Origin of the sequence: Leifsonia xyli subsp. xyli str. CTCB07, assembly GCF_000007665.1 — a bacterium.
Taxonomy (GTDB): Bacteria; Actinomycetota; Actinomycetes; order Actinomycetales; family Microbacteriaceae; genus Leifsonia; species Leifsonia xyli_C.
The window spans coordinates 235,224-261,356 of the sequence record NC_006087.1; the positions used below are offsets into that span (position 1 = coordinate 235,224).

Annotated in this window: 22 protein-coding genes and 3 pseudogenes; 11 read left to right on the forward strand and 14 right to left on the reverse strand. The window is 66.2% G+C overall.

Going from position 1 to position 26,133, the window contains the following annotated elements:
- Positions 1-105: 105 nt before the first annotated feature.
- Positions 106-918 carry an HAD family hydrolase gene (locus tag LXX_RS01125; protein ID WP_011185288.1) on the reverse strand — a complete coding sequence of 271 codons (813 nt, stop codon included), beginning with the start codon at positions 916-918 and terminating at the stop codon, positions 106-108.
- Positions 915-2,180 carry a serine--tRNA ligase gene (gene serS / locus LXX_RS01130; RefSeq protein ID WP_011185289.1) on the reverse strand — a complete coding sequence of 422 codons (1,266 nt, stop codon included), beginning with the start codon at positions 2,178-2,180 and terminating at the stop codon, positions 915-917. Before serS ends, LXX_RS01125 begins: the two co-directional genes overlap by 4 nt.
- A gap of 36 nt (positions 2,181-2,216) precedes the next feature.
- Here serS and LXX_RS01135 point away from each other — a divergent pair, with 36 nt between their 5' ends.
- Positions 2,217-2,516, forward strand: coding sequence for a hypothetical protein (locus tag LXX_RS01135; RefSeq protein WP_041766936.1), 300 nt, complete (start codon positions 2,217-2,219; stop codon positions 2,514-2,516).
- On the opposite strand, the gene pheA is transcribed toward LXX_RS01135, so the two are convergent.
- Positions 2,464-3,447: a prephenate dehydratase gene (gene pheA / locus LXX_RS01140; RefSeq protein WP_011185290.1), complete on the reverse strand. Its 984-nt coding sequence runs from the start codon at positions 3,445-3,447 to the stop codon at positions 2,464-2,466. The two genes, LXX_RS01135 and pheA, sit on opposite strands and share 53 nt — an antisense overlap.
- A 69-nt stretch (positions 3,448-3,516) precedes the next feature.
- Here pheA and pgm point away from each other — a divergent pair, with 69 nt between their 5' ends.
- Both pgm and LXX_RS13215 read left to right on the forward strand, forming a co-directional pair.
- Positions 3,517-5,166, forward strand: coding sequence for a phosphoglucomutase (alpha-D-glucose-1,6-bisphosphate-dependent) (gene pgm, locus LXX_RS01145; protein ID WP_011185291.1), 1,650 nt, complete (start codon positions 3,517-3,519; stop codon positions 5,164-5,166).
- A gap of 46 nt (positions 5,167-5,212) precedes the next feature.
- Positions 5,213-6,102, forward strand: a pseudogene (locus tag LXX_RS13215) (IS5 family transposase).
- On the opposite strand, the gene LXX_RS16055 reads toward LXX_RS13215, so the two are convergent.
- The 3 genes and pseudogenes from LXX_RS16055 to LXX_RS01170 form a co-directional block, all read right to left on the reverse strand.
- Complete coding sequence (locus tag LXX_RS16055) at positions 6,099-6,443, reverse strand: M15 family metallopeptidase (protein ID WP_256030775.1); 345 nt, start codon at positions 6,441-6,443, stop codon at positions 6,099-6,101. The pseudogene LXX_RS13215 and the gene LXX_RS16055 overlap by 4 nt on opposite strands.
- Before the next feature lie 488 nt (positions 6,444-6,931).
- Positions 6,932-7,825 carry an amidase domain-containing protein gene (locus tag LXX_RS01165; RefSeq protein WP_041766940.1) on the reverse strand — a complete coding sequence of 298 codons (894 nt, stop codon included), beginning with the start codon at positions 7,823-7,825 and terminating at the stop codon, positions 6,932-6,934.
- Between the two features lie 164 nt (positions 7,826-7,989).
- Positions 7,990-8,988: pseudogene (locus LXX_RS01170) on the reverse strand (IS481-like element ISLxx4 family transposase).
- 130 nt (positions 8,989-9,118) lie between these two features.
- Between LXX_RS01170 and LXX_RS01175 the strand changes: the two are divergent.
- Entirely contained in the window at positions 9,119-9,388 is a 270-nt protein-coding gene (locus LXX_RS01175; RefSeq protein WP_011185294.1) for a hypothetical protein, read from the forward strand.
- A gap of 28 nt (positions 9,389-9,416) precedes the next feature.
- Here LXX_RS01175 and LXX_RS01180 read toward each other — a convergent pair whose 3' ends face one another.
- Entirely contained in the window at positions 9,417-9,617 is a 201-nt protein-coding gene (locus LXX_RS01180) for a hypothetical protein (RefSeq protein ID WP_041766942.1), read from the reverse strand.
- A 479-nt stretch (positions 9,618-10,096) separates the two neighbouring features.
- Here LXX_RS01180 and LXX_RS01185 point away from each other — a divergent pair, with 479 nt between their 5' ends.
- Genes LXX_RS01185 through LXX_RS01195 form a run of 3 tightly spaced genes read left to right on the forward strand, consistent with a single transcriptional unit; the run spans position 10,097 to position 11,821 of the window.
- Positions 10,097-11,044, forward strand: coding sequence for a glycoside hydrolase family 25 protein (locus LXX_RS01185; RefSeq protein WP_011185145.1), 948 nt, complete (start codon positions 10,097-10,099; stop codon positions 11,042-11,044).
- A 7-nt stretch (positions 11,045-11,051) separates the two neighbouring features.
- A complete protein-coding gene (locus LXX_RS01190; protein WP_011185144.1) occupies positions 11,052-11,384 on the forward strand; it encodes a DUF2746 domain-containing protein in 333 nt (110 codons plus the stop codon).
- Positions 11,381-11,821: a hypothetical protein gene (locus LXX_RS01195; protein ID WP_041766944.1), complete on the forward strand. Its 441-nt coding sequence runs from the start codon at positions 11,381-11,383 to the stop codon at positions 11,819-11,821. Before LXX_RS01190 ends, LXX_RS01195 begins: the two co-directional genes overlap by 4 nt.
- 123 nt (positions 11,822-11,944) lie before the next feature.
- Here the strand turns inward: LXX_RS01195 and LXX_RS13985 are convergent, their stop codons facing one another.
- Complete coding sequence (locus tag LXX_RS13985; RefSeq protein ID WP_141692888.1) at positions 11,945-12,685, reverse strand: hypothetical protein; 741 nt, start codon at positions 12,683-12,685, stop codon at positions 11,945-11,947.
- Between the two features lie 816 nt (positions 12,686-13,501).
- On the opposite strand from LXX_RS13985, the gene LXX_RS15100 reads away from it, so the two are divergent.
- From LXX_RS15100 to LXX_RS01210, 3 genes are all read left to right on the forward strand, one after another.
- Positions 13,502-13,978, forward strand: coding sequence for an ImmA/IrrE family metallo-endopeptidase (locus tag LXX_RS15100; protein WP_011185295.1), 477 nt, complete (start codon positions 13,502-13,504; stop codon positions 13,976-13,978).
- Between the two features lie 96 nt (positions 13,979-14,074).
- Positions 14,075-14,863 carry a hypothetical protein gene (locus LXX_RS01205; protein ID WP_041766946.1) on the forward strand — a complete coding sequence of 263 codons (789 nt, stop codon included), beginning with the start codon at positions 14,075-14,077 and terminating at the stop codon, positions 14,861-14,863.
- Entirely contained in the window at positions 14,860-16,083 is a 1,224-nt protein-coding gene (locus tag LXX_RS01210; protein WP_011185296.1) for a DNA methyltransferase, read from the forward strand. Before LXX_RS01205 ends, LXX_RS01210 begins: the two co-directional genes overlap by 4 nt.
- A 465-nt stretch (positions 16,084-16,548) precedes the next feature.
- Here LXX_RS01210 and LXX_RS15105 read toward each other — a convergent pair whose 3' ends face one another.
- The 4 genes and pseudogenes from LXX_RS15105 to LXX_RS01225 form a co-directional block, all read right to left on the reverse strand.
- Entirely contained in the window at positions 16,549-16,722 is a 174-nt protein-coding gene (locus LXX_RS15105; protein WP_011185297.1) for a hypothetical protein, read from the reverse strand.
- A gap of 140 nt (positions 16,723-16,862) precedes the next feature.
- A pseudogene (locus LXX_RS15110) lies at positions 16,863-17,069 on the reverse strand (hypothetical protein); the annotation flags it as partial.
- Between the two features lie 98 nt (positions 17,070-17,167).
- Complete coding sequence (locus LXX_RS01220; RefSeq protein WP_011185298.1) at positions 17,168-18,757, reverse strand: phytoene desaturase family protein; 1,590 nt, start codon at positions 18,755-18,757, stop codon at positions 17,168-17,170.
- Between the two features lie 48 nt (positions 18,758-18,805).
- The gene (locus LXX_RS01225; RefSeq protein WP_011185299.1) at positions 18,806-19,696 is read right to left on the reverse strand and encodes a LysR family transcriptional regulator; all 891 of its coding nucleotides are present in this window, start codon (positions 19,694-19,696) and stop codon (positions 18,806-18,808) included.
- A gap of 166 nt (positions 19,697-19,862) precedes the next feature.
- Between LXX_RS01225 and LXX_RS01230 the strand changes: the two genes are divergently transcribed.
- On the forward strand, positions 19,863-23,510 hold the full coding sequence (locus LXX_RS01230) for a proline dehydrogenase family protein (RefSeq protein ID WP_041768039.1): 3,648 nt from the start codon (positions 19,863-19,865) through the stop codon (positions 23,508-23,510).
- A gap of 12 nt (positions 23,511-23,522) precedes the next feature.
- On the opposite strand, the gene LXX_RS01235 is transcribed toward LXX_RS01230, so the two are convergent.
- Together LXX_RS01235 and LXX_RS13220 are read right to left on the reverse strand one after the other, a co-directional pair.
- Entirely contained in the window at positions 23,523-24,956 is a 1,434-nt protein-coding gene (locus LXX_RS01235) for a sensor histidine kinase (protein ID WP_011185301.1), read from the reverse strand.
- Positions 24,953-26,095: a response regulator gene (locus tag LXX_RS13220; RefSeq protein ID WP_081423045.1), complete on the reverse strand. Its 1,143-nt coding sequence runs from the start codon at positions 26,093-26,095 to the stop codon at positions 24,953-24,955. Before LXX_RS13220 ends, LXX_RS01235 begins: the two co-directional genes overlap by 4 nt.
- Positions 26,096-26,133 lie beyond the last annotated feature (38 nt).

Here is a 26,133-nt window from a genome sequence, read left to right on the forward strand (position 1 = left end):
ACTCCCTCTCATCGGGTTCCGGGGACGGGTGAGACAACAAGGCGCACACCACCTGCCAGTCTGACATATCGACCTGGCAATGCTCTGGACGAGAGGACGTCCTGGTCAGAGCCTGTCGAGGAGGGTTGCCACGCCATCCTCCACGACGGCGCCGGTGACAGTGCGCGCCGCCGCCTTCACCTCGGCGGGCGCCTGCCCCATCGCCACGCTCCGTCCCTCGGTGCCCGCCCACCGCAGCAGTTCCAGGTCGTTGCGGCCGTCGCCGACCGCCACGACGTTCGCGAGCGGGATGTCCAGCGCACGGCGCACGCGCTCCATCGCTGTGGCCTTGTTCACGCCGTCCGGCGAGATGTCGAGCCACGCGGCCCAGCCGATCGAGTAGCTGACGCGGTGCAGGCCCATCTGTTCCACGATCGCGAGGAACTCCTCCTCGTCGTGCTGCGGCGACACGACGACGACGCGGGTCGCGGGATGCCGGGTCAGCTCCTCGAAGGAGACCTGCTCAGCGTTCACCAGCTCCCAGTCGGTCATTCCCTCGGTGTAGCGGCGGTGGCCGGTCGGGTCCTCGACCATGAATCTGCCCGAAGGCAGGTGCGGCCGGATGGTGCGCAGCACCTGGGACGGATCGAAAGTCTGGATGAACTCACGTCGATAACCCTCTTCGACGGTTTCATCTGCCCTCATCGTCAGAGCGCCGTTCGCGCACACGACGAACTCGCTGACCAGCCCGAACTCCTCGTGGATGGGCCGCGCGGTCTCCCAGCTGCGGCCCGTGGCGAGCATGACCTCGTTTCCGGCGTCGCGGACGCGGGCGACAGCCTCCCGCACGGCCCGCCCGACAGTCCCGTCCTCGTGGATGAGCGTCCCGTCCACGTCGAGCGCGATCAGAAGGCGGTCGCTCCCGGCTGTGCGCGTCATTTTCCGATCGGCTCCAGGATCTCGAGCCCGCCCAGGTAGGGTCGCAGCGTCTCCGGCACGAGCACCGAGCCGTCTTCCCGCTGGTGGGTCTCGAGGATGGCGACGATCCAGCGTGTGGTGGCGAGTGTCCCGTTGAGGGTCGCGACCGGCGCGGTCTTGCCGCTTTCGGTCCGGTAGCGGGTCTCGAGCCGCCGGGCCTGGAACGTGCCGCAGTTGGAAGTCGAGGTGAGCTCGCGGTAGCGGCCCTGGGTCGGTATCCACGCCTCCACGTCGTACTTGCGCGCCGCGCTGGAGCCCAGGTCGCCGGCGGCGGTGTCGATGACGCGATAGCTGAGGCCGAGGGCCTGCATCATCTCCTCCTGCCAGGCGAGCAGCCGGGCGTGCTCCGCCTCAGCGTGCTCCGGAAGCGTGTAGACGAACATCTCCAGCTTGGTGAACTGGTGGACGCGGATGATGCCCCGGGTGTCCTTGCCCGCCGAGCCCGCCTCCCGCCGATAGCAGGTCGACCAGCCGGCGTAGCGCAGCGGCTCCGTCACATCCAGGATCTCGTCGGCGTGGTACCCGGCGAGCGCGACCTCGCTGGTTCCGGTCAGGTACAGGTCGTCGGTCTCGAGGTGGTACACCTCGTCGGAGTGCTCGCCCAGGAAGCCCGTGCCCTGCATGACCTCCGGTTTGACCAGCGTCGGGGTGATCAGGGGCACGAACCCGTTGGCGAGCGCCTTGTCGAGCGCCAGGTTCATGAGCGCGATCTCGAGCCGCGCGCCGAGGCCGCGCAGAAACGAGAAACGCGCGCCGGAGACCTTCGCCCCGCGCGCCATGTCGATCGCACCGAGCAGTTCGCCGAGGGCCAGGTGGTCACGCGGCTCGAAGCCGAACGCCGGAATGCCGCCGACCTCCTTGAGCACCGCGTAGTCGTCCTCTCCGCCGCTCGGGACGCCCGCAACTACCGGGTTGCCGATCTTCCTCAGCACGCTCTCGAAACGCGCCTCGGCGGCGGCGGCGACCTGCTGGGCCTCCTTGACACGGCCCGCGAGCTGCTGGGCCTGCGCGACCAGCTCCTTCTTCTCCTGCTTGGGCGCCTGCGCGACCCGCTTGCCGAAGGCGTTCTGCTCGGCGCGGAGCTCCTCGAAAGCTGTAATCGCGGCACGGCGTTCGATGTCCACCTGCAGGGCTTCGTCCACCAGCTGCACGGAGTCGCCGCGCGCTTCCTGCGAACGACGGAGGACATCGGGATGCTCACGGAGCAGGACTGGATCGATCACGGAGCCCAGCCTATCGCCGTCGGATAGCGTGATCTCATGGCGGACGCTGCGGGGGTGGAGGGCAGAATCGTCGCCGTGGTCTACAACCCGGTGCGCATCGACGTGACCCGCGTCCGCGCGGCGGTCGAGTCTGCCGCCGAGCGTGCGGGCGATGTGGAGCTGCTGTGGCTGCCGACCACGGCGGAGGAGGGCGGCCAGGCTCAGACCCGGCACGCGATGGAACGCGGCGCCCGGCTCGTGCTCGCCGCCGGCGGGTGGACAAGGGCGGGCTGCGGGTGCGAGGCTAGCGGCCGGCATCGTCGACGAGGGAGGCCAGCCACTCCCGCGCCTCCGTGAACACGCCGTTCCGGTAGCGCTGGTCGAAGTCGACGCCCACGCCGTCAGCGCGCGGGTAGGAACCGAGGAAGAGGACACCCGGGCTGAATCGGCGCAGACCGAGCAGGGCTTCGGCCACGCGCTCGTCGCGGATGTGGCCGTCGGCGTCGATGACGAAGCGGTACCGTCCGAGGGCGTCGCCGATCGGGCGGGACTCGATCAGGCTCAGGTTGATGCCGCGGGTGGAGAACTGTTCGAGGAGTTCGAGCAGCGCGCCGGGACGGTCGTCCGGCAGCTCGGCGATGAGACTCGTCTTGTCGGCGCCGGTCGGCGCCGGGACGGAGTGCGAGGTGCTGACGAGCACGAACCGGGTGACAGCGTTCGGGTCGTCGCCGATGCTCTCGGCGAGCACGACGACGTCGTGGTGGTCCACGATCCCGGGCGGGGCGATCGCGGCGTCGGCGCTGCCGCCGGCTCCGCCCCCGAAGAGAGCGGCCGCGGCCGCGACGTTGCTGGCGGCGGGCAGATGCCCGTGCTCGGGCAGGTTCGCGTCGAGCCACCGGTGGCACTGGGCGTAGGCGACGGGATGCGCGTTGATCGTCCGCACATCGCCGAGCGTCGTTCCGGGCCGGGCGACGAGGATGAAATCCACCGGGACGAGGTATTCGCCGACGATCCGCAGACCCGGGACCGTGGCCAGCGCATCCTGCGCCACCGACACGCCCCCCTCGATGGAGTTCTCGATCGCGATCATGGCCGCGACACTGCGCCTGGCGACCACATCCGCCAGCGCCTCCCCCACATTGCCGACGGCCCGCCAGCGCTTCCCGCGGGCCTCCGGAACCTGCGCGAGCGCCGCTTCGGTGAAAGTGCCCGACGGTCCGAGGAAGCTGTAGACCTCGTCGATGGAGGCGGGAAGCTCGGCAGAGGGTTCGGGGGCGGCACTCGACATGGCGCTCAGCTTACCGAGAGCGGCGCCTGCCTCTCCCGGCGGCCCGCACACCGTGGAAGCATAGAAGGCATGGACCCCCGAGCAGGCATCCCCGCACAGCCCTCCGATCTGATCGACGTCGACGCCCTGCGGCGCGCGTACTACGAGCTCAAGCCGGATGTGAGCGTCCCCGGGCAGCGGGTGGTGTTCGGCACCTCCGGCCACCGCGGCTCCTCACTGAACACGGCGTTCAACGAGGACCACATCGCGGCGACCACCCAGGCGATCGTGGAGTACCGCACCTCGCAGGGCATCGCCGGGCCGCTCTTCATCGGGGCGGACACCCACCTGCTCAGCGAGTTCGCGACCACGACCGCGCTGGCCGTGCTCGCCGGGAACGAGGTGCGCGCACTGGTGGACGAATTCGGAGACTGGGTGCCGACCCCGGCCCTCTCGCACGCGATCGTCGCCTACAACCGCGCGGGCCATCCCGACCGGGCGGACGGCATCGTCGTCACACCCAGCCACAACCCGCCCGCAGACGGCGGCTTCAAGTACAACCCGCCGCACGGCGGCCCGGCGGACACCGACGCGACCGGCTGGATCGCGAAGCGCGCCAACGAGATCATCGCGAACGGGATGAGGGAGGTGCGGATGGCGGAGCCGAGCGGCGTCGAGACCTACGACTTCCGCAGGAAGTACGTCGACGACCTCGAAAGCGTCATCGACATCGCGGCCATCCGCGACAGCGGCATCCGAATCGGCGCCGACCCGCTGGGCGGGGCGAGCGTCAGCTACTGGCAGGCCATCGCGGAGACCTACGACCTGAACCTGGAGGTCGTGAACCCGGCGGTCGATCCGGCCTGGGGCTTCATGACGCTGGACTGGGACGGCAAGATCCGGATGGACCCGTCCAGCCCCTCCGCGATGGCCTCGGTGGTCGCGCGTAGCCGCGACTTCGACATCCTGACCGGGAACGACGCCGACGCCGACCGGCACGGCATCGTCACACCCGACGGTGGCCTGATGAACCCCAACCACTACCTCGCGGTGGCGATCGACTACCTGTTCCGCACTCGCACCGGGTGGCGGAAGGACGCCGCGGTCGGCAAGACCCTGGTCTCCTCCTCGATCATCGACCGCGTGGCCGAATCGCTGGGCCGCCGCCTCTGGGAGGTACCGGTCGGCTTCAAGTGGTTCGTTCCGGGCCTCATCGACGGAACGGTCGGCTTCGGCGGAGAGGAGAGCGCGGGCGCGAGCTTCCTGCGCTTCGACGGCAGCGCGTGGACGACGGACAAAGACGGCATTCTGCTCTCCCTCCTCGCCAGCGAGATCCGCGCGGTGACCGGCAAATCGCCCTCGCAGCTCTACCGCGAGCTGACCGAGCGCTTCGGCGACCCCGTCTATCGGCGGGTGGACGCGCCGGCCAGTCCGGAGCAGAAGGCCGCGATGTCGAAGCTCGACAGCGACGCCATCGCCGCGACCGAACTCGCCGGGGAGCCGATCGCCGCGAAGCTCAGCCACGCCCCCGGCAACGACGCCCCGCTCGGCGGCGTGAAGGTCGAGACGGCGACAGCCTGGTTCGCGGCCCGCCCGAGCGGCACCGAGAATGTGTACAAGATCTACGCGGAGTCATTCGCGGGCGAGGAGAGCCTGCGCGAGGTGCAGGAGCAGGCCAAGCGGATCGTCGGGGAGGCGCTGGGCGGGGAGGCCCGGCGGCTCGTAGCCGGTCCCGCCTAGGGTGTGTCTGACAATGGTTTGGGGTCACGGCTGAGAGTCTTAATGGGTGTCGCGGTTTCAGATGCTTTCTGATAGTCAGTGGGTGTTGATCGAGGGGATGCTGCAACGTCCGACGGGTCGGCCGGGCCGGAAGTTCTCCGTCGCCCGGCTCATGGTCGAGGGGATCGTCTACCGGTACCGGACGGGGATCGCGTGGCGTGATCTGCCGGAGGTGTTCGGGTTGTGGCAGACGGTGTGGACCTGGCATCGCCGGATGGCGTTTGACGGGATGTGGGATCGGGTGCTCGCGAAGGTCACCGCGGTTGCGGACACGGCGGGGATGGTCGATTGGTCGTTGTCGGTGGACTCCACGATCGCTCGTGTGCATCAGCACGCGACGAACATGAAGCGCCTCACGGGGGGCTGGATCGAATTACAAGGATCTGACGCTCGAGCCGCCTGATCACGGCATCGGCCGCTCCCGTGGCGGCTTGTCGACGAAGATCCACCAGCTCGTGGACGGTAACGGGCTGCCTTTGGTGACGCTGGTCACACCGGGGCAGGCAGGGGACTCGTCGATGTTCCTGCCATGGCGCAGTTGCGGGTCGGCCGCGATACCGGCCGGCCCCGCACCCGACCAACGCGGTCCGGGCCGACAAGGCGTACTCGTCCCGCGCGATCCGCGGACATCTGCGTTCTCGTGGGATCAAGGCCGTGATCCCGGAACCCGACGACCAGAAAAGCCACCGCAAACGCCGCGGATCACGTGGGGGACGCCCGGTCGGGCTCGACGTCGCGGACTACAAGAACCGGAACGTGATCGAGCGCCGCTACTGCCACATCAAGCAGTGGCGAGGATTCGCGACCCGCTACGACAAGCACGCCGTCACCTACCGCGCAGCCGTCGTCCTCAACGCCATCATCGCCTGGACGAAGACATTGTCAAACACACCCTAGAACCCTGTCCCGCTCGGCAGACCGAAGAACTCCTCGAGTGTCGTGACACCGGTCGCGTGCAGGTGCGTCGCGAGGGGAACGCCGATGTACCGGTAGTGCCACGGCTCGAACATGAACCCCGTTACGGCCACCTTGTCCTCGGGGTAGCGGAGCAGGAAGCCGAAGCGCCAGGCGTTTGCGGCCAGCCACTCGCCCTGGGGCGTCTGGGCGAAACAGGCGGACAGGGAGCATTGGGCGGGCACCGCACTGATGTCTACAGCGAAGCCGGTCTGGTGCTCGCTGTGGCCGGGCCGTGCCGGTGTCCGCGAAGGCCACACCGTTGCGGGCGGCTTCGTAACCATAGACTCGCACCTGGGAGTCGTACGGGCGGTAGGCGCTCTGCACGGAGAAGTCGAGACCGGCCTCCGCCTTGCCTGCCTGGAACAGTGCGACCAGGGCCGTGGCGGCTTCCGCCCGCAGGGGCTGCCGGTTGACGAAGGTCACATCCGGGTACACGAGATCCGGCGGCTCGTAGGCGATCGGGTTCAGCGGACGCGGCTTGTTGACGACGACCCAGCTGCTGGCAGGGTCGTCGGTGGACTGCGCTTTCTTGTCGAAACCGACGGCTGCCGGGGTCGGGGAGGTGGGCGGCAGCGGGCGCGGGGATGCGGTTTCCACTCCGGAGGGGCGGTGCCCGCCGTTCGCGCCCTTTCCGCCGCGGGTCGCAGCTCCGCTGCCGGCGCAGCCGGACACGGCCATGACGAGCGCGACGGCGCTGCCGAGCAGCGCGCGTTTCCGGACATCGCCCATCTTCACAGAACGAGTTTAGCCGCTGCCACCTTGTGGCAGGTCACCTCGGCAGGCTCCAGAAGAAGCCGGAGCCGCCCGGGTGGTCGACGGTGATGGTCTGGTCGAGGTCGCGATAGTCGCTGTCCTCGTTGTGACCGGCCATCAGGATCTTGATCTGGCTGTTCTCACGCTGCACGCCGGAGACGATCTGGACATGGTCGAGCGAGTCGTCGCCGCTCCAGTCGAACATGACGATGTCACCGAGCTTGATCTTGTCGCGCTGATCGAACGAGTACTCCGTCAGGCCGAGCTTCGCGGCGTTGTCGCGGAGGTAGTCGTCCATAGCCAGCACGTATCCCCAGGAAGGGCTCCAGTCGTCTCCGGCGTCTTTGTTGTACCACTCGGAGTTCATCGTCCAGCCGCGGGCGATGAGGGTCTGGCTGACGAAATTGGCGCAGTCTCCGCCGACCGGGTTGAGGTCGCCGTACTCGGCGGTGTTGTACTCCTTCCAGTACGTCATCGCGTAGGAGAGCTGCTTATCCACAGGCGTCTGCACCCGGTAGTCGTACGTCTTCGAACCGGTCGAGATCGCTTTGCCGGTCTTGTCCGTGATCGCGATCGGCACGGCGCCGGGGGCGAACCCCTGCGCGGCCGGCACGGCCACGATCATCTTGTTCCCGGAGCCCTTCGTGACGGTGGCCTGCTGACCACCGATCTCGATTCGGGCCACCTTCCCCAGGTTGGCGCCGGTGATCGTCACCGTGCCGCCGGAGACACTGCCCGCCGTCGGCTCGATCGCCGAGACTGTCACGGAGGCGGCAGTGTGGACCACAGCCGCTTTGGCGACGGCCTTCGCCAGAGAAGACGGCTCGCCGGCGCAACCGGTGAAGGCGAGCGCGGCCACCATTGCGACGGCCGAGGCGAGGAAGATTCGTGTGCGGTGGAGAGAGCTCATTCGACCTTAGGAGAGTTTCGGAGGTGTTCGAGTCGGCACAAACAACGCTACCCCGACAAGCTTTGCGCACCACCGGCACGATGGGGAGCAGTGTCGCTCATCCCAGACATAGCCCGAAAATAAAGGCAGTAACACTCTGTTCGCTCTTGGCGAACAGAGTGTTACTAGGTGTGATGTCCAGGGAGGTTGTTGTCGATTCTGCTAATGGGTGGGGCTCTGATGGCGGAGTGGTGCTGGTGATGATTGTAGAAGTGGGGCCAGCCGGGGAGTGCTTCTCGTCGTTCGGCCTCTGAACCATAGAACCGGGCGTAGGCCCAGCCGTCGGCGAGTGTGCGGTGGAAGCGTTCGATCTTCCCGTTGGTCTGTGGTCGGTATGGTCGGGTCTTCTTCGCCCTGATCCCGAGCTCTGTGCAGGCGTCTCGCCAGGCGTAGGACTTGTAGGCGGAGCCGTTGTCCGAGAGGACGAGTTCGACGCTGACATCCCGGTCGGCGAACCAGGCGACAGCACGCCGCAGGACACCGATCGCGGTGTCCGCCTTCTCGTCGGAGCAGATCTCGGCGTAGGCGACGCGGGAGTGGTCGTCGATGATCGTGTAGACGAACACGGTGCCCAACCGTGGCTCGTAGCGGTGGTTCCTGCTCTTCGTGCGGGTGGCGGTCGCTTCCCGGTTGCGTTCGCCCTGGACGCGGCCGACGAATCGTCAGCCGCCGCCGTTGGGGATGTTGCCGAACTTCGTCACGTCGACATGGATCAGCGATCCAGGGTGGTCGTGCTCGTAGCGACGGATCGGCTCGCCCGTGACCCGATCAATGGTGCAGAGCCGGTTGATGCGGCAGCACACCAGGACGGCGTGGACGGTCGAGGCGGGAAGGCCAAGCTCGCCGGCGATCTGCACCGGCCCCAGGCGTCGTCGCCACCTCGCCCGCACGATCCGCTTGAGCACGGGCAACGGCGTCCGCGTTGGCATCGATCGTGGGCGGCTAGACCGGTCGGTCATCCCTCCCGTGCCTTCGGCGCGGAACCTCGCCGCCCATTTCCGCGCGGTAACGGGCGAGACCATAAACATCTTCGCTGCGACGGAGACCAGCCAATGGTCCTCGACGATGAGCCTGGCAAGGCGCAGACGAGCGCGCGGTGTGAGAGCAGCGTTAACGTGGGACACGAAGGCCTCCTGGATCGTGAAGCGGTTGAACTGAACAGCTCCACTTCACAACCGGAGGCCCTCGCCCCTCAACTCCTCACGACCGTATCGCCGAAACAACCCCCCTGGACATCACGCCCTAGCACCCTCAGTGGTGTGCTCCAACAAAGCCGCGAACGTCTCCGCGTTCTCCTACCTCACCATCACCATCCCAGAACTCGGGATCACCCAAACCGACGGCCCTAACGTGTTCGTCCCCTCCGACCAGCAAACCCAACGCGCCCGCGCCGGCACCTGGGCCGAACTACCGGTCACCGCAGGGGACACCTTCACCGTCACCGCGCGCGGCGACGCCTACAACACCGGCACCAACGCCGACAACTACCTCAGCATCGACGCCCTCGCCATCTTCCAATACTGATCGCGATCAACCCGTCACCTGGACGAACTCAATACCCAGCTGCACCCCAAAATTCAGAGACATCGCAGACCGCAGTCCGGGTCTCGCAGCCCTTGTAGAACACATAGACCGGGTGCGGGTTCGTCACCGGGTCATACGGCACATTCGGATTCGCGAGCGAGATCTGGAACCCCGGCTCCCTCGGCGGCGTCACCGACGAGGGAATGATCGGGACAGGGTTCGCCGGCACGTAATGGAACCACGCCGTCGGGCTGAGGTTCTCCTCCGGCGCGGGTTGCGGGTCTGGTGCCGGATCGGGGCCAGCATCATCCTGAGCCCGAGTGGCCGACGCTGTGGGCGCGGACGCTTTGGAGACTGGCTTCGAAGCCGACAGCGGTACGGCAGCGGGGCGGCAGCCTGCGGGGCGACCGCGACCGGGGGAGCGGATTGCGCCTTCGGCCTCCCCGCATCCGCGACAGGAGCAAGAGCCGTCACGGGGGCCGGAACGGTGCCCGTGCGGGTGATAGCAGCCCACGACGCGGTGCCGAACAACGCAGCCGCCACAGCGATCGCGACACCACCAAGAACCAGCTCTTGCTTCCTCATACCACAAAAGGTACTCCCGATCATCCTGAATGAATAAGAACACCCGGATTGGAAGGTCCCCATGTTGATCATTGATCACCCCCGCCACCAGGGGGCGCTGATAACAGTCATGGAAATACGACCATGACCCTGCTTGAGGGTGTTGATATCTCCTATATGCAGGGTGACTACACCCCTGCGGGTGAGGATTTCGTGATCATCAACGCTTCCCGCGCCAACATCGGACTCACCGTGGGGTCCTGCTACCGGGCACAGGTCGCAGGCGCCCGTGAAGCTGGGAAGCATGTTGGGCATTACTTCTTCAACGGGAACCTCGACCCAGTGGTGTGTGCGGACTTCTTTATTGCGAACCTGGCCTATGAGGTGGGGGATTCGCTGTGGCTGGATGTCGAGGCGGAACCGTCAACGAACACGGCAGCCTGGGATCCGGCGCAGGCGCTCGCCTTCCTGAACCAGGTGAAGACCCGTCTCGGGGTGGTCCCGGGCGTGTATCTGAACAAGTCGCTCATGGACGGCATGGACTGGTCCGCCGTCGTCGCCGTCGGCGCGCCCTTGTGGATCGCGTCCTACAACCCGCCCCCACCACCCATCCGGTGGTGGCCCACCTGGACGGTATGGCAGTACACCTCTACCCCCATCGACCGTAACAAAGCCCAAACGTCGCTGATCACGGCTTTCACAACCCCAACCCTTTTGGAGGATGACATGAGGATCCAGATGATCAAGACGGGTGATGCCTCCGGCGCGATCGGCACGTTGAACCCGGACGGGACCCTCGACTGGCTGACCGCGGACGAGTTCCAGGCCCTGACCCGCACGGGCCTGGTCGAGCCCGTCCATGCGGAAGGCGACGGGACGGTGTGGGGCATCCTCGCATCCCGCACCGCACGCCTCCGCGCACAACAGGGCGGCGACCCCGTGGCCCTCGCGAAGTCCGTGTCCGCCCTTCTCGTCCCCGCCGTACTGGCCGGCATCCAGGCCAACAGTGGCCTCTCCCTCACCCCTGAACAAGTCCAGGCCGCGTGCGAGACCGCGATCAAAGACGTGTTCGCCCACGCATCCCAGGGATGACCGCGCGATGAGCGATGCCGTCCTTCTCGGGGCGATCGGGTCGATGCAGGCGGTCGCGGTCGCGCTCATCTACGTGATGGGCCGCCGACAGGCCAGAAGCACCGACGCGATCCGTTACGAGGTCACTAACGACCATGACCAGCCCCTCCGCGACGACATGGACGAGAAACACGGCGCGGTCATCCGTGGCATCAACACCGTCGCCGTCACCGTGCGCACGATCATGCGCGACATCGGCGGCATCCGCCACGACATCCGCCAACTCCGATCCGACCTCTCCCACACCGACCAACACATCGACAACCTCGAACACCCCCGCCTTCCCGAAGGAGAATCATGAGCAAGCACCTCACCGCCGAGATCCCGGACATTATTCACACCGGCCAACGGGTCCTCCGCACGATCATCCAGGCAGGGATCCCCGCCTTCCTGACCTTCGCGGTGATCCTCCCGCAGGTCATCGACGCCCTCGGCCTCCCCGTCACCTCGAAGGTCTACCTGTGGCTGGTCGGCCTCGCCGCCGCCATCACCGGGATTGCCGCCGCTCTCACCCGCATCATGGCCATCCCCACCATCAACCGGTGGCTGACAACCATCGGCCTCGGCACCATGAAAAAACCAACACCCAAACCCCCGCCACCACACCCGCCAACCCGACACAGAACCCCGCCACCATCCCACCCACAACCACCTGACAGTCAACAAACACCACCACGCCCCGGCTCACCCCTCACGGGTGAGCCGGGGCGTGGTGGTGTTGCCGGGTCTGAACTGTGACGGAACGGCGCGTAATATTAACGCGCGATCGCTACAGTAGATTCTGCGTGTGGCTGCCCTAAAACACTTAAGATCCCAACCGCCGCGGGGCCTTAGGATCGCAACGTTCCGGAAACCCACCTCTTACAAACGTGAAAGGTCCAGTTTAAGGGCTTCTAGATCGAAGCCTTCAGGATTCTTGCCTTTTTTGTCAAGAAACTCTTTTGACAGGTAGGTAAATGATTCATCATTATATTTTTCAAGAAAATCCCAAGACATTTTTTGAATTTTCCCCCAAGTGATCACGTAGAGATATTTGGTGTCATAGCCGACGGCGGCAACATAGTGCCCGCCCACTATTTCCGGCTGAGATCCTTGGACAACTTCCCATGGCTCGTTATTTTGGAACTGAACCATCGCCGAACGTGGGACATCAAAGCCAATCCCAACAGCGGAAAAAAGCCAAATAGACTGCATATGCTCTGTTTTATTTGAAGGCGATATGGAGGTATAAGCAGCAATTCTATGGCGCTTCCCTGTGGCATCTTCCAAACCCTTCTTTCTCCGCCAAGAGGCAGCATCGGCCACAGTGGTTCCCTGGTCCGTGCTCGGGTCCTTCGGGTCATAGCCGGTTATATCTGAGTACATACTGATCACCTGTTTATCAGTAATCTCCACTTTTCTTCCGGATTCACGATTCCACAGCAGTGTCTCATGGCCGGCACCAGCGCAAACACAGTCCCCTATCCTGTCGTTCGCGAACATATTTGAATCCGACAACTCCTGATGACCCATCCTCGTTGGAGGAGTAGGGATAGAAACGGCATAGTCTCTGAATTTAAAAGCAATTTCCTTCGGGGGGAGCTTTCCAAGCTTAAAATCCACTGTATACACATCCTTAAAATAAATAATTTATGTGATATCCTAGTTTGATTGATGCTCACATCTATCTGAATTCCGACCAGGAGCTCACGGCCGTTAGTATAACGATCTGCCCCACGAATGGATAACAAAATCCACTCTGACTTACCTGTGAGGGTGTGCTGAATGGATTGGTGGCAGGCTCGTTCTGGGCTGTGTGTGTAAGCGGTTGGGTTAGTTTGGTTTCGAACTCGACGGGTGTTAAGCTGCTGAGAGTGTCTTGAGCTTGTTGGTGGTGGTACTTTCAGACTCGAATCAACCAGTTCCAGGCCAGGGGCGCACGCCCGGCTACAACCATCGGTATCTCTCAACGATACTGCCCAACTTCAGATGGGAGGACTCGCGGGCACACCGGGCGCTCCAAGCAGTCGACATGCTCACCTACGTCTACCTCCGCAAGAGGTTCGTCCAGAACGCCCATCAGCGACCAACGCGGGAAGTGGCGAAGCTCAGCGACCTCTATCTCCGAGACCTTGGTGCCACAAAAGCCACCCGCCGCTCACCAGGTGCGCTCGTCTCGGACTTCCTCAGCTTCCATCGATGTGGGACGTGGGAGGCATATGAAAACCTCCACAAAACCGCGTCAACCTGCGACTATGCGCTGGCGGCATTGAAAGACTCCGGCGCGACGATCGCCACGACTGTGCTGACAACCTGGCTGCGCGCGGCAGAGAGCTCGCCGAACCGTTCGAGCGCGGCCGTAGCTACGACTACGATGCCAACCGTCTGCGTGATGCGATTCCAGGACTACGGTCCCGAGCTGCTTCTCCGGACTCGACGATGCTCCGAGACATCGCCAACATGCTCGCGGATGTCGGGGTGGTGTTCATGGTCGTAGAGCCACCCAAGCGGTTCCTTCTCCTCGGAATGACTCGCTGGATCGATAAAAGAGTACCGGTCATTCAACAGACAGGGCGTTGGGGTCGCGATGGCTTCGTAATCTGGACGCTCTTCCACGAACTGGGCCATGTCCTTGGCGATCCACGTGGCGAGATGCATTTGGAGTACAGCACCGAGAAGAAACGTAACAGCGCAGCCGAGCAGAAGGCCAACGCCTTCGCTATGGAAGTGCTCTTCGGCAAGGACGGACTCGCGCACTTCCGAGGACTCACACGAGACCGCGAGATCGCTTCGACAGCGCGAGACCTCGGGATTGCTCCTGGTGTCGCGGTTCACCAGATGCACCGCAAACGCATGCTCGAATACAAGTACGGAAACCGACTCTTTGAAGACCTCTCCGGAACATTTACCGGATAGCGCTGGATGCCCAACCGCCCCGGCCCACCCCTCACACGGGTGGGGCGGGGCTGTTTCGGCGTTTCGGCCTGGGCCAGAGCCCCCTAGAGTGGAGGAATGACCCAAGCTGAGCGCGACGCGACGTATCGCGAGATCATCCTTGCGTCGCTTCGCACCAGCGCCAGCTACCTCCCCAAGATGGGCGGAGGGGACCCGGTTGACCTCGACGGGTTCACCGCGCTCTACGGCGCCGACCCGCTCTATCACTGGCTCGGACTGGATAGCCCACTCATGTTCGCCGCACACAAAGCGGCGGGCGGCATGACGAGCCTGTACCGCCAGCTCGGCATCGGCTCCGAGCGCCTCGTGCGGGCCGTGCTCAGAGACGAACTCGACCTCACAGACGAGCAGGTCCGCTGGAGCTACGAGTACCCCTCCGGCGGTCAAGTTCGACTGCTCACGCTCGACGGTCGCGTCGAGCTTGATGTAGTCAAGGACCGCACCCAGCGGGACCGTCTCGCGGCGTGGATCGAGACCCAGAAGCGCGCGGCGAAGATCAAGGTTCCACTCCGAGGCGTCGTACTCGAAGTGCGGCAGGGCTATAAATCCGCCGACTCGAAGCGACAGAACGCCGACCTCCTCTCATCGACGCAAGCGATCAGCCACGGATATCTTCCGGTGCTCACGATCATGAGCACACAGATGAACTCGACAGTTCGGTTGCGCTACACCACCGGGCGATGGGCGGTGTTAACGGGCACGACGATCAACGACCCACTTACATCAACGTTCGCGTTCATGAAGGACACGGTGGGTTACGACCTGGCGGGCTTCTTCGAGAGGAACGCCGACGATCTCCGTGCAGGAGTGAACGACATCCTGACCCAACTCCTGGAGCCGAAGTGACCGACATCCTCGCTCGCAATGAGCACATGACGTTCAAGGCCAACGCCGGAGTTGGCCGTCATGGGTGGCTCCGACTCACCCCGTCCTATGGCATCCGGCTAGTTCGCGAACGACTGGAGGCGCTGGAGCCTGGGTCGGTGGTCACAGACCCGTTCAGTGGCACGGGGACAACGCCGCTCGCAGTGGCGGAACTCGGGCACCTCGGGCAGTCGGTGGATGTCAATCCGTTCCTCATCTGGCTCGGTGGCGTGAAGATCCGCCACTATGCCGCAGAGACACCGCGTCAGTTCTCCGAGTTGGCGGTGGTCGTGGTGGAAGCGTCCCGGTCCTACCCGGTGCGCGACCGACTCTGGCAACCGCGCATCTTCAAGATCGAGCGCTGGTGGAGCCGGGGAGCCCTACACGCTCTGCGAACCCTACGCGCCAGCATCGATGAGTACGACGGCGAGGTCCGCGATCTGCTCGATATCGCGTTCTGCCGGACCCTGATCGACGTGTCGGGGGCCGCTTTCAACCACCAGTCGATGTCATTCAAGGACGCGGCTCCACGTACACGCTTCGACATAGCCGACGCGGAACAGACACGCGAAGTGTTCCTCACAGAGGCACGCTATCTCGCGGTGTCAGCGTCCATCGACCTCCCAGGCTCCGCTGTGATCCGCCGCGGTGACTCAAGAACCGGCGTGACCACGCTCGAACCGGCGGACCTCGTGCTGACCTCGCCACCCTACTGCAACCGCATGTCGTACATCCGGGAGCTCCGCCCCTACATGTACTGGATGCGGTTCCTGGACGAGGCCAGCGACGCAGGGGCGCTCGACTGGAAGGCCATCGGTGGCACGTGGGGCACGGCAACATCAAAGCTGGCGACCTGGGCGGCGGACTACCCCACGCCGGTCGATGACGAACTGCTAAAGGTGGCCTCGGCCATCGAACAAGACGGGGGCAAGAGCGGGAGACTGCTCGCCGCCTATGTACACAAGTACCACTACGACATGTGGCTTCACTTCCAAGCGATCGCTCCGCACGTCAAGAGCGGCGGGTCGGTATCGTACATCGTCGGCAACTCGACGTTCTCGGGACACGAGGTGCCGGTGCAACGCTGGTACGCGGAGATGCTTCGCGCTCTCGGGTTCACTGACGTGCATGTCGAAACGATCCGCAAGCGCAACTCGAACAAGGCGCTTTTCGAGTACGACGTCACCGCCCGGAAGCCATGACTCTGATCAAGATCAGATCGACCGCAACCTTCAGGCGGTAGACATGGCCACGTTCCTGTTCCGACGCTGGGACTCCCACCACGAGTTGAACACGTTCCAGCAGGAGTCTACACAGCGCCTATGGAACACAATGCGCCGCAGCACCAAGCACTACCTCACCTGGCGACCCTAGATAGCACTAGAGCCCCGCGAAGCGAGGCCCTAGGAAGTACAACGTGACGAACCCCGCCCCGTCATAGAGCAAATATAACAGATACGCTCGGCAAAGACGACACACGGGGATCATCGTGGATCCACAGCCGGCACCCACCTGTCACAGTCCTCCCACGCAGCCCACACCCCCGCCCACACTCTGCCCACACTCGAAAAAGGCCGCCACCTCGGGGAGAGCTTTACTGAGCTATGTGGGTAGTAATGTGGGGACCATACCCATTAATTCCTTGCCAATAAAGGGAACTGAACCGCTCACCTTCTCTGCTGAGCGGAGAGGCGCTCGGTCCGGAGGTCGTGGTCGAGTTCGCGGCAGAGCGTCTCGTAGTGCTCAAGCATCGATGGGTAATAGTCGTCCCAGTCCGGTGGCGTCTTGCCATCGTGTGCGGCGACGAGACGGTCGAGGCGGAAGTCCCGGCCGACGCCCACGTTCGCTTCGTCTCCGGAGAGCGACTGTAGCCGCTGGCCTCGGTGAGGTGTGCGTACATCACGAGCGTACTCGGGGACCTGCCGACATCGACATGGAGGCGGTGTGGCGCGTCGCACAGAAGAATGGCGACGTTCTCCCACTCGGCGTCGTCGCCCTCCTGGTTCATCCGGAACCGGACCGCCCCCGTCGAGGGTGTGCCGGTGTACTCTCCGATCCACTGGGCGAGGCGTGAGGATCGGGAGAAGTAGGACCAGACCTCTTCGATCGGGGCTCGGAAGATCCGGTCGAGGACCACATACACTCCGTCGTCCTTGCGGAGGAGCCGTCCTGTCGGCTGCCGCATCATGGTGACCTCCCGGGAGTCCGAATTGCTGGTGTTCCCCACCTTAGCCACGTCTTCGCGCAGCGCAGAGGGAGGTTTCTGGGCATCGGGTTCGAGTGCTCTCAGCCCTCCAGCACGGCCATCGCCGCGTTGTGCCCCCCGAGTCCGCTGACCGCGCCCCCACGGCGAGCGCCCGAGCCGCAGAGCAGGATGCGGGGGTGCTCGGTGGCGACGCCCCAGCGCTCGGCCGGTGTGTCCAGCGGGTCGCCGTCTTCAGCGAATGGCCAGGTGAGTGGGCCGTGGAAGATGTTGCCGCCGGGCAGGTTGAGGTCGCGTTCGAGGTCGCGTGTGGTCTTCGTCTCGATGCAGGGATCGCCGTTCGCATCGGTGAGGAGGAGGTCTTCGATCGGCTCGGCGAGGACGGAGTTCAGTGAGGCGAGCGCGGCAGTCTGGAGGCGTTGCCGGGTCGCTTCGTTGTTCTCGTCGGTGAGCCAGCGGTCAGGGGTGTGCAGGCCGAAGACGGCGATCGTCTGCGCGCCCGATGCCGCCAGATCCGGGTCTAGGACACTGGGGTCGGTGAGGGTGTGGCAGGAGATCTGGCACGGGAGGAGGTCGGGCATGACGCCGCGGAGCATCCCGGAGTGGGCCTGTTCCAGCTGCGTGTAGCTCTCGTTGATGTGGATGGTCCCGCCGAAGGCCGCTTTCGGGTCGATCGACTGGTCGCGCAGGTGCGGGAGGCGTTTGAGGAGGAGGTTGACGGCGACCTGCGCGCCCTCGGCCTGCGGTCGCGGGGTGGTGGGTTCTTCGCCGAGCAGGCGGTCCAGGACAGCGGGGGCGGCATTGACGAGGATGTGCGTGCCGTCGACGCGGCGTTCGTGGCCGTTGCGGGTGTACCTGACGCTGCCACCGGGAGCGATGCCGGTTACCTCCGCTCCGGTGACGATGCGCGCGCCGGCTTCGCGGGCGACGCGCAGGAGCTCGTCGGTGACAGCGCCCATGCCGCCGACCGGAACATCCCAGTGGCCGGTCCCCTGGCCGATGACGTGGTACAGGAAGCAGCGGTTCTGGGCGAGTTCGGGATCGTCGGTGCTCGCGAAGGTGCCGATCAGGCCGGCGGTCGCCACAACGCCGCGAACGAGGTCGTTGCGCAGGCGGGTCTCGATGAAACCGCCGATCGGGCGCTCGATCAGCGCCTCCCACAGTTCGTCGTCCGCGACGAGGGCCCGGGCTTCCGACCGGGTGAGGAGAGGTTCGGTGACAGTTGGCCAGAGCGCGCGGGCCGCTTTCCCGGTCGCTGCGGAGAACGCGGTGAGGGCGGCGGCGTCGCCCGCGGCGCCGATGAGCGAGAAGGAGGACGCCGTCGCCGCATCGTCGTCGCCGTCGATCAGCAGTCCTGCGCTGTCCGGGTCGCCCGGGACGGGAACGTACGAGGAGTGGCGGCGGCGGGCGAGGCGGATGTCGAGGCCCAGGTCGTCGACGATGCGCTGGGGAAGCAGGCTGACGAGGGAGGAGTACCGGGAGAGGCGCGCCTCGACACCGGGGAAAGCTTGTGTACTTACGGCAGCGCCGCCCACATCGTCCAGGCGTTCCAGCACGATGACGCTCTTGCCGGCGCTCGCCAGGTAGGCGGCGGCGGTGAGTCCGTTGTGACCGCCGCCGACGATCACCACATCGTGACTTGCGGTGCCTCGATGGGCTTCGGGGTCGCTCATGGAGACGAGCCTAGGGGACGGGACCCGGGCGGCGAGGCCGGCCGGCGGTCACGGGATCGCCGCGGCGAGAGCCCGGCGGCACGCCACCACACCCGGGCTGGCGGCGACGGAGCGGCGGGCGGAGGTGAAGATCGTGCGGCGTGGAGAACCCGGCAGGGGGAGGAGGCAAATGCTCGGCTCGTCGCCGGACCAGACGAGGCCGGGCAGCAGTTCGACCGCGTTCCCCGAAGCGATGAGCCGGATGTGCGCGACCAGGTCGGCGGTCTCGAACCGGACATCGGGTTCGAAGCCGGCTGTGCGGCAGAGCTGGACGGCCCAGGTGCGGGCGGCGGTCCCCTCGGGTTCGAGGACCCACGGCAGGCCGGCGGCGGCGGTGAGGGAGGTGGTTCGGATGCGGGCATCCCGTCGTTTGGCGGTGGCGAGGTGGATGCTGTCGGTCGCGAGCTCGGCGCGGTCCAGGTCGCTGCGCATCCCCCGGGCGCTGCCGGGGTACTGCTCGGCGATGGCGAGGTCGACGTCGCGCGCGGACACCTCGAACAGCCCCTGGTCCGGTTCGCGCTCGGCGATTTCGACGCGGAGTTCGGGGAAGTCGCGTGCGAGGGAGTCGAGGGCGGTGGGCAGGATGGCGTGCGCGGCGGACTGGAAGACGGCGATCCGCACGACGCCGCTGACGGTTGTGCCGGAGGTCGCGACCGCCGACTCGGCGGCGTCGAGAGCGTCCAGAATGCCGGTCGTGCGCTCGGCGAGGAGTTCGCCCTGCGGGGTGAACCGAAGCCGGCGCCCGGATTTGACGAGGAGGACCGTGCCGACCTCCCGTTCCAGGGCGGCGAGTTGCTGGGAGACGGAGGACGGGCTGTACGACAGGGCTTTGGCCACGCCGGAGACGGTGCCGCGGATTCTCAGCTCGTGGAGGAGGCGGAGCTTACGAGTGTCGAGCATCGCGCATCCATTCGGTTCAGCTTCACACTATGGTTCGGAAACATTCGCTTTTTCCGATCATAGCCAGACCCGAGAATGTACTCCACAGGTTCCGCGCGGCTGCGAATTGTCCACAGATTCGGACGGTCGGCATCCCGCCCAGGCAGTGAGGAATACAGTCGTGGACATGGTTGAGAGCAGGGACGTGGCCGCGAGCCGATTGGCCGATGAGGCGGTCGAGCTCGTGCGCTCGTGGCTCGCGCAGAGCGCGGGGCGCGGTGGGGAGACGGTCCACGAGGACCCGGCGGCCGAGCGTCTGGCGGGTGTGCTGCGCGATCCGGACGGCCTGGAATTCGCGGTCGGGTTCGTAGACGGGGTGGCCCGGCCTCAGGACCTCTTCGTCGCGGGGTACAACCTGCAGCGCGTCGCGAAGAAGATTCCGGCGTTCCTGCCCTGGTACATGCGGTTCGCGATCTGGCTGGGCGGTGTCTTCGGCCCGGTGCTGCCGTGGGTGGTCATTCCGATCGCGCGCCGCGTGCTTCGGCGGATGGTCGGCCATCTCGTCGTGGACGCGACGCCCGAGAAGCTCGGGCCCGCCATCGCGCACCTGCGCGCACCCCACGACCCGGCCGGCCATGGCGCGCGCCTGAACCTCAACCTGCTCGGCGAGGCGGTTCTCGGGGAGAGGGAGGCGGCGCGGCGGCTGAAAGGCACTCGTGCGCTGCTGGCCCGGGACGACGTCGACTATGTCTCGATCAAGGTGTCGTCGATCGCCTCCCAGCTGTCGATGTGGTCATTCGATGAGACGGTCGCACGTGTCGTCGAGCGGCTGACGCCGCTCTACCAGCTGGCCGCGTCGTCGCCGACGCCGACGTTCATCAACCTCGATATGGAGGAATATCGCGATCTCGACCTCACGATGGCGGTGTTCACTGGCGTCCTGAGCAAGCCGGAGTTCCTCCGTTTGGAGGCGGGGATCGTGCTCCAGACTTACCTCCCGGACGCGCTCGACGCGCTTCAGCGGCTCACAGAATGGGCGACCGAACGACGGATCGCGGGCGGCGCTCCGATCAAGGTGCGGGTCGTGAAGGGCGCGAACCTGGCGATGGAGCGGGTGGATGCCGCGATCCACGGCTGGCCGCTGGCCACCTACAGCAGCAAGCAGGCGACCGACGCGAACTACAAGCGTGTGCTGGACTGGGCGCTGAGGCCGGAGCACACCGATGCTGTGAAGATCGGCGTCGCGGGACACAACCTGTTCGACGTCGCCTTCGCGTGGCTCCTCGCCTCTCGGCGCGGGGTCGCCGAGCGGATCGACGTCGAGATGCTGCTCGGGATGGCGACGGCTCAGGCGGAGGCCGTGAAGCGGACGGTCGGAGAGCTGCTGCTGTACACGCCGGTGGTCAATCCGGCCGAGTTCGATGTCGCGATCTCGTACCTCATCCGCCGGCTGGAGGAGAACGCGAGCCCGGAGAACTTCATGTCGGCGGTGTTCGAGCTCGGGTCGGACCCCGAGCTGTTCGAGCGTGAGCGGCAGCGCTTCCTCGCCTCGGTGGCGGAGTTCGAGGCGGATGCCTTGTCGCATGAAGCAGCACCGCTTCCGAACCGCACACAGGATCGCACCCGGGAGTGGGAGGAATCGACGGCGGACGCCTTCACACGGCCACCGGCGGACGACCCGGTGGCGGGAGCTGCGGACGAGGGCCTGACGAGCGTGGTGCTCGGCCTCACCCGCGGGTCGAGCGGCGGCCTGGAGGCTGACGGCGCCGTCGGGGAGCGGACGAGCCGAGATGAGGGGCGCTCGGGGTTCGAGAACGCCGCTGACACCGATCCCTCGCTCGCAGCCAACCGGGCGTGGGGCCGCCGCATCCTGAGCCGGTCGGGGGCGAGTGAGCTCGGGGCCGCGGCGATTGCGAGTGCGGCTGTCAGCGAACCGGCGACGCTGGACGGCCTTCTCGAAAGCGTGCGCGCGGCAGGGGCCGCGTGGGGGGCGCGCAGCGGCAAGGAGCGCGCCGGCCTCCTCGATCGGGCCGGGCACGCGCTGGAAGCCAATCGGGACCGCCTGATCGAAGTGATGGCGGCCGAGACCGGCAAGACCATCGCGGAGGCCGATCCCGAGGTGAGCGAGGCGGTGGACTTCGCCCACTACTACGCGACCCTCGCGCGTGAGCTCGACAGCATCCAGGGGGCGCGGTTCGTTCCGTCGCAGCTCACGGTGGTCGTTCCGCCCTGGAACTTCCCGGTCGCCATCCCGGCGGGCGGAGTCCTCGCGGCGCTCGCCGCAGGCAGCGGGGTGATCGTCAAACCAGCGCCGCAGGCGAAGCGCAGTGGCGCGGTGATGGTCGAGGCGCTGTGGGAGGCGGGCATCCCCCGGGAACTGCTGGTCCTTGTGGACATCGGGGAAGATGAGCTCGGGCAGCAGCTCGTGGCCGACGCCCGGGTCGATCGGGTCATCCTCACCGGATCGTACGAGACGGCCAAGCTGTTCCGTTCCTGGCGTCCGGACCTCCCGCTGCTGGCTGAGACGAGCGGGAAGAACGCGATCATCGTCACGCCGAGCGCGGACTACGACCTCGCCGTGTCGGACATCGTGAAGAGCGCCTTCGGGCACGCCGGGCAGAAGTGCTCGGCCGCGAGCCTCGTCATCCTGGTGGGCTCGGTCGCGAAGTCCGAGCGGTTCCGGAACCAGCTCGTGGATGCGGCCACCAGCCTGCGGGTCGGCTATCCGCAAGACCCAATGAGTCAGATGGGTCCGCTGATCGAACCCGCGAGCGGCAAACTCCTGCACGCGCTCACCACGCTCGGTGCGGACGAGGACTGGCTCGTTCAGCCGAAACAGCTGGACGGCAGCGGCAGGCTGTGGTCGCCCGGCATCCGGACCGGCGTCCAGCCGGGGTCGTACTTCCACCTCACCGAGTTCTTCGGGCCGGTGCTCGGGATCATGACGGCCAGGACTCTCGAGGAGGCGGTGCGCTATCAGAACGCGATCGAGTACGGGCTCACGGCCGGTCTGCACTCGCTCGACTCCGAGGAACTCGCGCAGTGGCTCGACACCGTCGAGGCGGGCAACCTGTACGTCAACCGCGGGATCACCGGGGCGATCGTCCGGCGACAGCCGTTCGGCGGGTGGAAGCGTTCCGCGGTCGGTGCGGGGGCGAAAGCGGGAGGGCCGAACTACCTGATCGGGCTCGGAAGCTGTGAACCGGACCTCGGCCAGTCGAGTTCCAGCCTGCACCTGCGCGGCCTGGAACAGCGGGTGACCGACCTGATCGAATCAGGCCAGTCGTCGATGGGCTATCCCGCGTTCGACCTCGTGCGCCGGTCCGCCCTGAGCGATGCGATCGCGATGGCGACGGAGTATCACCAGGTGAGAGATGTCTCCGGGCTCGGAGCCGAGAGAAATCTCTTCCGCTACCTCCCGGTCCCGGTGACGATTCGGCTGTCGGAGGGCGCGTCCCTGCCGGAACTGCTTCGCGTGATGGCGTCCGCGACGGTGGCGCGCTCACGGTTCTCGGTCAGCACGAGCGTGAAACTGCCGAGGGGGACCGCCCACCTGCTCCGTGAACGCGAGGTGGAGGTCGTTGTCGAGTCCGACGCCCACTGGCTCTCACGGGTGCGTGCGCAGCGCATTCCGGACCATCGCATCCGGTTGATCGGCGGCGACCCGGCGGAACTGGCTGCGGCGCTCGGCGGCATCCCGGATGTCGCGGTCTATTCCGGCTTGGTCACACCCTCGGGGCGAGTCGAGGTGCTGCCGTTCCTGCACGAGCAGGCCATCTCGATAACCAACCACCGGTTCGGGAATCCGACGCGGTCGACAGAGGAGGCGATCTGACCGGCGGGGACCCTATTCCGTCACCAGCGGCAGCCGCACGACGACCACCAGGCCCCCGTCATCCGCGTTCGTGAGGCGCACCGAGCCTTCGGCCGCGCCGGCGAGGGCGGAGACGATGGCGAGCCCGAGTCCACCGCCCGTCCCGGACTGGGAGGTGCGGGCGTCGTCGGCGCGGGTGAAGCGGTCGAGGGCGACCGGAATGAACTCCTCGGGCATGCCGGGGCCCGTGTCGCGGACGGTGAGGAGGGCGAAATCCTCGGCCACGGTGAGGTCGGCGGTGACGATGGCCTCACCGTGGCGGCGGTCGGCAGGCATGGCGCGGATGGCGGTGATGGCGTTGCCGAGCAGATTGTCGAGGATGCGGCCGAAGTCCGTGGGGGAGAGGGCGATGCGGGCCGAAGGGCCGGGTCGGCGCTGGGGGTCGTAGGAGAAGTCCACGGAGATGTCGCCGGAGTCCTCGTCGCTGCTGACGAGGAGGCGTGCGCGGTCGATCGCATCGGTCAGCTCGTCCACGAGGGTGCGCCAGCCGATGCGGCCGTCTGCCGGGCCCGCTTCGATGCGAGAAAGCTCCAGCAGGTTGTTGGCGAGCTGGCCGAGACGGATCGTGGTGGCGTGGGAGGAGCGGATGTCTGCCAACAGAGCGTCCGGGTCGCCGGCATTCAGCTCCGCGAGTTCCAGACGTCCGCGGAGGACGGCCAGGGGGGTTCGGAGTTCGTGGCTGGCATCGGAGACCATCTGGCGCTCGCGTTCGGCAGAGGCGCGCAGCCGGCGGATGAGATCGTTTAGCGTCGTGGCGAGCTCAGAGAGCTCGTCGCGTGCGGGGCCGACGCTGAGGAGGCCGGCCGACTCGTCCCGGCCCGCGCGTTCGGAGCCGGCGATGCGCTCGGCCTGTTCGCGCATCCTGCTCACCGGCCGGAGCGCAGTGCGGGTGAGCAGACAGGAGGCGGCCCCGAAGCTGAGGACCACGATGCCCGCGCCGACGAGCAGCGCCAGGGTGAGGCGGTCCAGGATGAGGGCTGTCGTCTCGTCGTTGCGCGCGGCGATGATGTGCATCGCCCCGGCCGTTGTCTGGACGCTCCGGACGAGGACGAGGTATTGGTCGTCTCTGATCTGCACCGTGGTCGGGTCGTCTCCGAGACCCAGCAACTGCGGGACGCGGGCCGCCATTGCGGAGGGGAGCGTCGTCTCGAGCAACTGGCCGTCGGCGCCGACCACCGCGAGCTCCTGGCCGCCGCCGGGCAGGTCGAACGGTCCGTCGGGATTCTTCTGCACGGACGCCTCGGGCCCGCTGATGTCGTTGGTGAGAAGGGTGACGGTCGCGTTGTGCAGGATGGAGGAGACGCCCACCCGGATCACGAGGACCGCCGCCAGGCCGAACAGGGCGGAGACGATGAGGCTGCCGATCGTGATCCGGGAGGTGATCGACAGCCTCCGCAGCCAGGTCATGGTGCCGCGGCCTCCGCGGCCCCGCCAGACGGTTTCGGTTCCAGCGCGTTCTTCGCGTCCAGGCGATAGCCGCGTCCCCGCTCTGTGACGATCGACAGGCCCGCGCCTGCGACATCCAGCTTCTTCCGCAGGTATGAGACGTACTGGTCGATGACGTTGGTGCCGATGTTCTCGGTGGTGCCCCACACCGACTCCAGGATGTCCGCGCGGGAGAGTGTCTTGTCCGGGTTGGTCGCGAAGAGGCGCAGCAAGGTGAACTCGCGGCGGCTGAGCGGCATCTCGTGGCCGGAGACGAGCGTCTGGTGCTCGTGGGAGTCGATCGTGAGACGGCCGACGATGATCTGGGGCCTCATCCCGGTGGGCTCCCGGCGCAGCAGCGCGCGGACTCGGGCAGCGAGTTCGGCGAACGCGAAGGGTTTGGTGAGGTAGTCGTCCGCTCCCGAGTCCAGGCCGTGAACACGGTCTTCGATCGCGTCTCGGGCGGTGAGCAGAAGGATGGGCATGGCTGTGCCGGAATCGCGGATGTGCCGGCACAGCTCGAACCCGCTCATACCGGGGAGCATTACGTCGATGGCGGCGGCCGAGTAGGTGTCGTCGCGCAGCGCGATGAGCGCGTCCACGCCGTTGGTCATCAGCGTGACATCGTAGCCTTCGGCGGCGAGACCGCGCTGAACGAGGCCCCTCATGTCCGGATCGTCTTCCACAACCAGCAGCTTCATGCGCCCATCGTGCCACTGTTCGCCGTGCCGGCGCTCGGTTCTCGCGTTCCGGTGCTGGGTGTCGGCTGAACGTTCTCGCAGAACGAGTGTCAGGCTTCCTCGACGACCGACTTCAGGGAGCCGAGTGTCATCGCCCAGTTGTCGTTTATCCTCGGCCTCGGCGTCGTCGGCGCAGCCGTCTTGGGCGATGGTCAGGAGCGTCCCGTCGCCGTCGTCGGCGAGGAGGTAGGACATGGTCGGGTAGCTCTCGGGTGCGTCCGGCTTGCCGTTGAGCGGGCTGTAGTAGCTCGTGACCAGGCGGTGGCCGTGTACGGACTCCAGGATGGTGCCCCTGTCCTCATAGGGTTTGCCGTCCCACTCCCCGCGGTAGACGGTCGGGCTGCCGACGGCCCAGTTCGTCTCCACTCGCGTCCCGAACATGTACGCGGCGATCGTGTCGGGGCCGGTCAGGCCGTCCG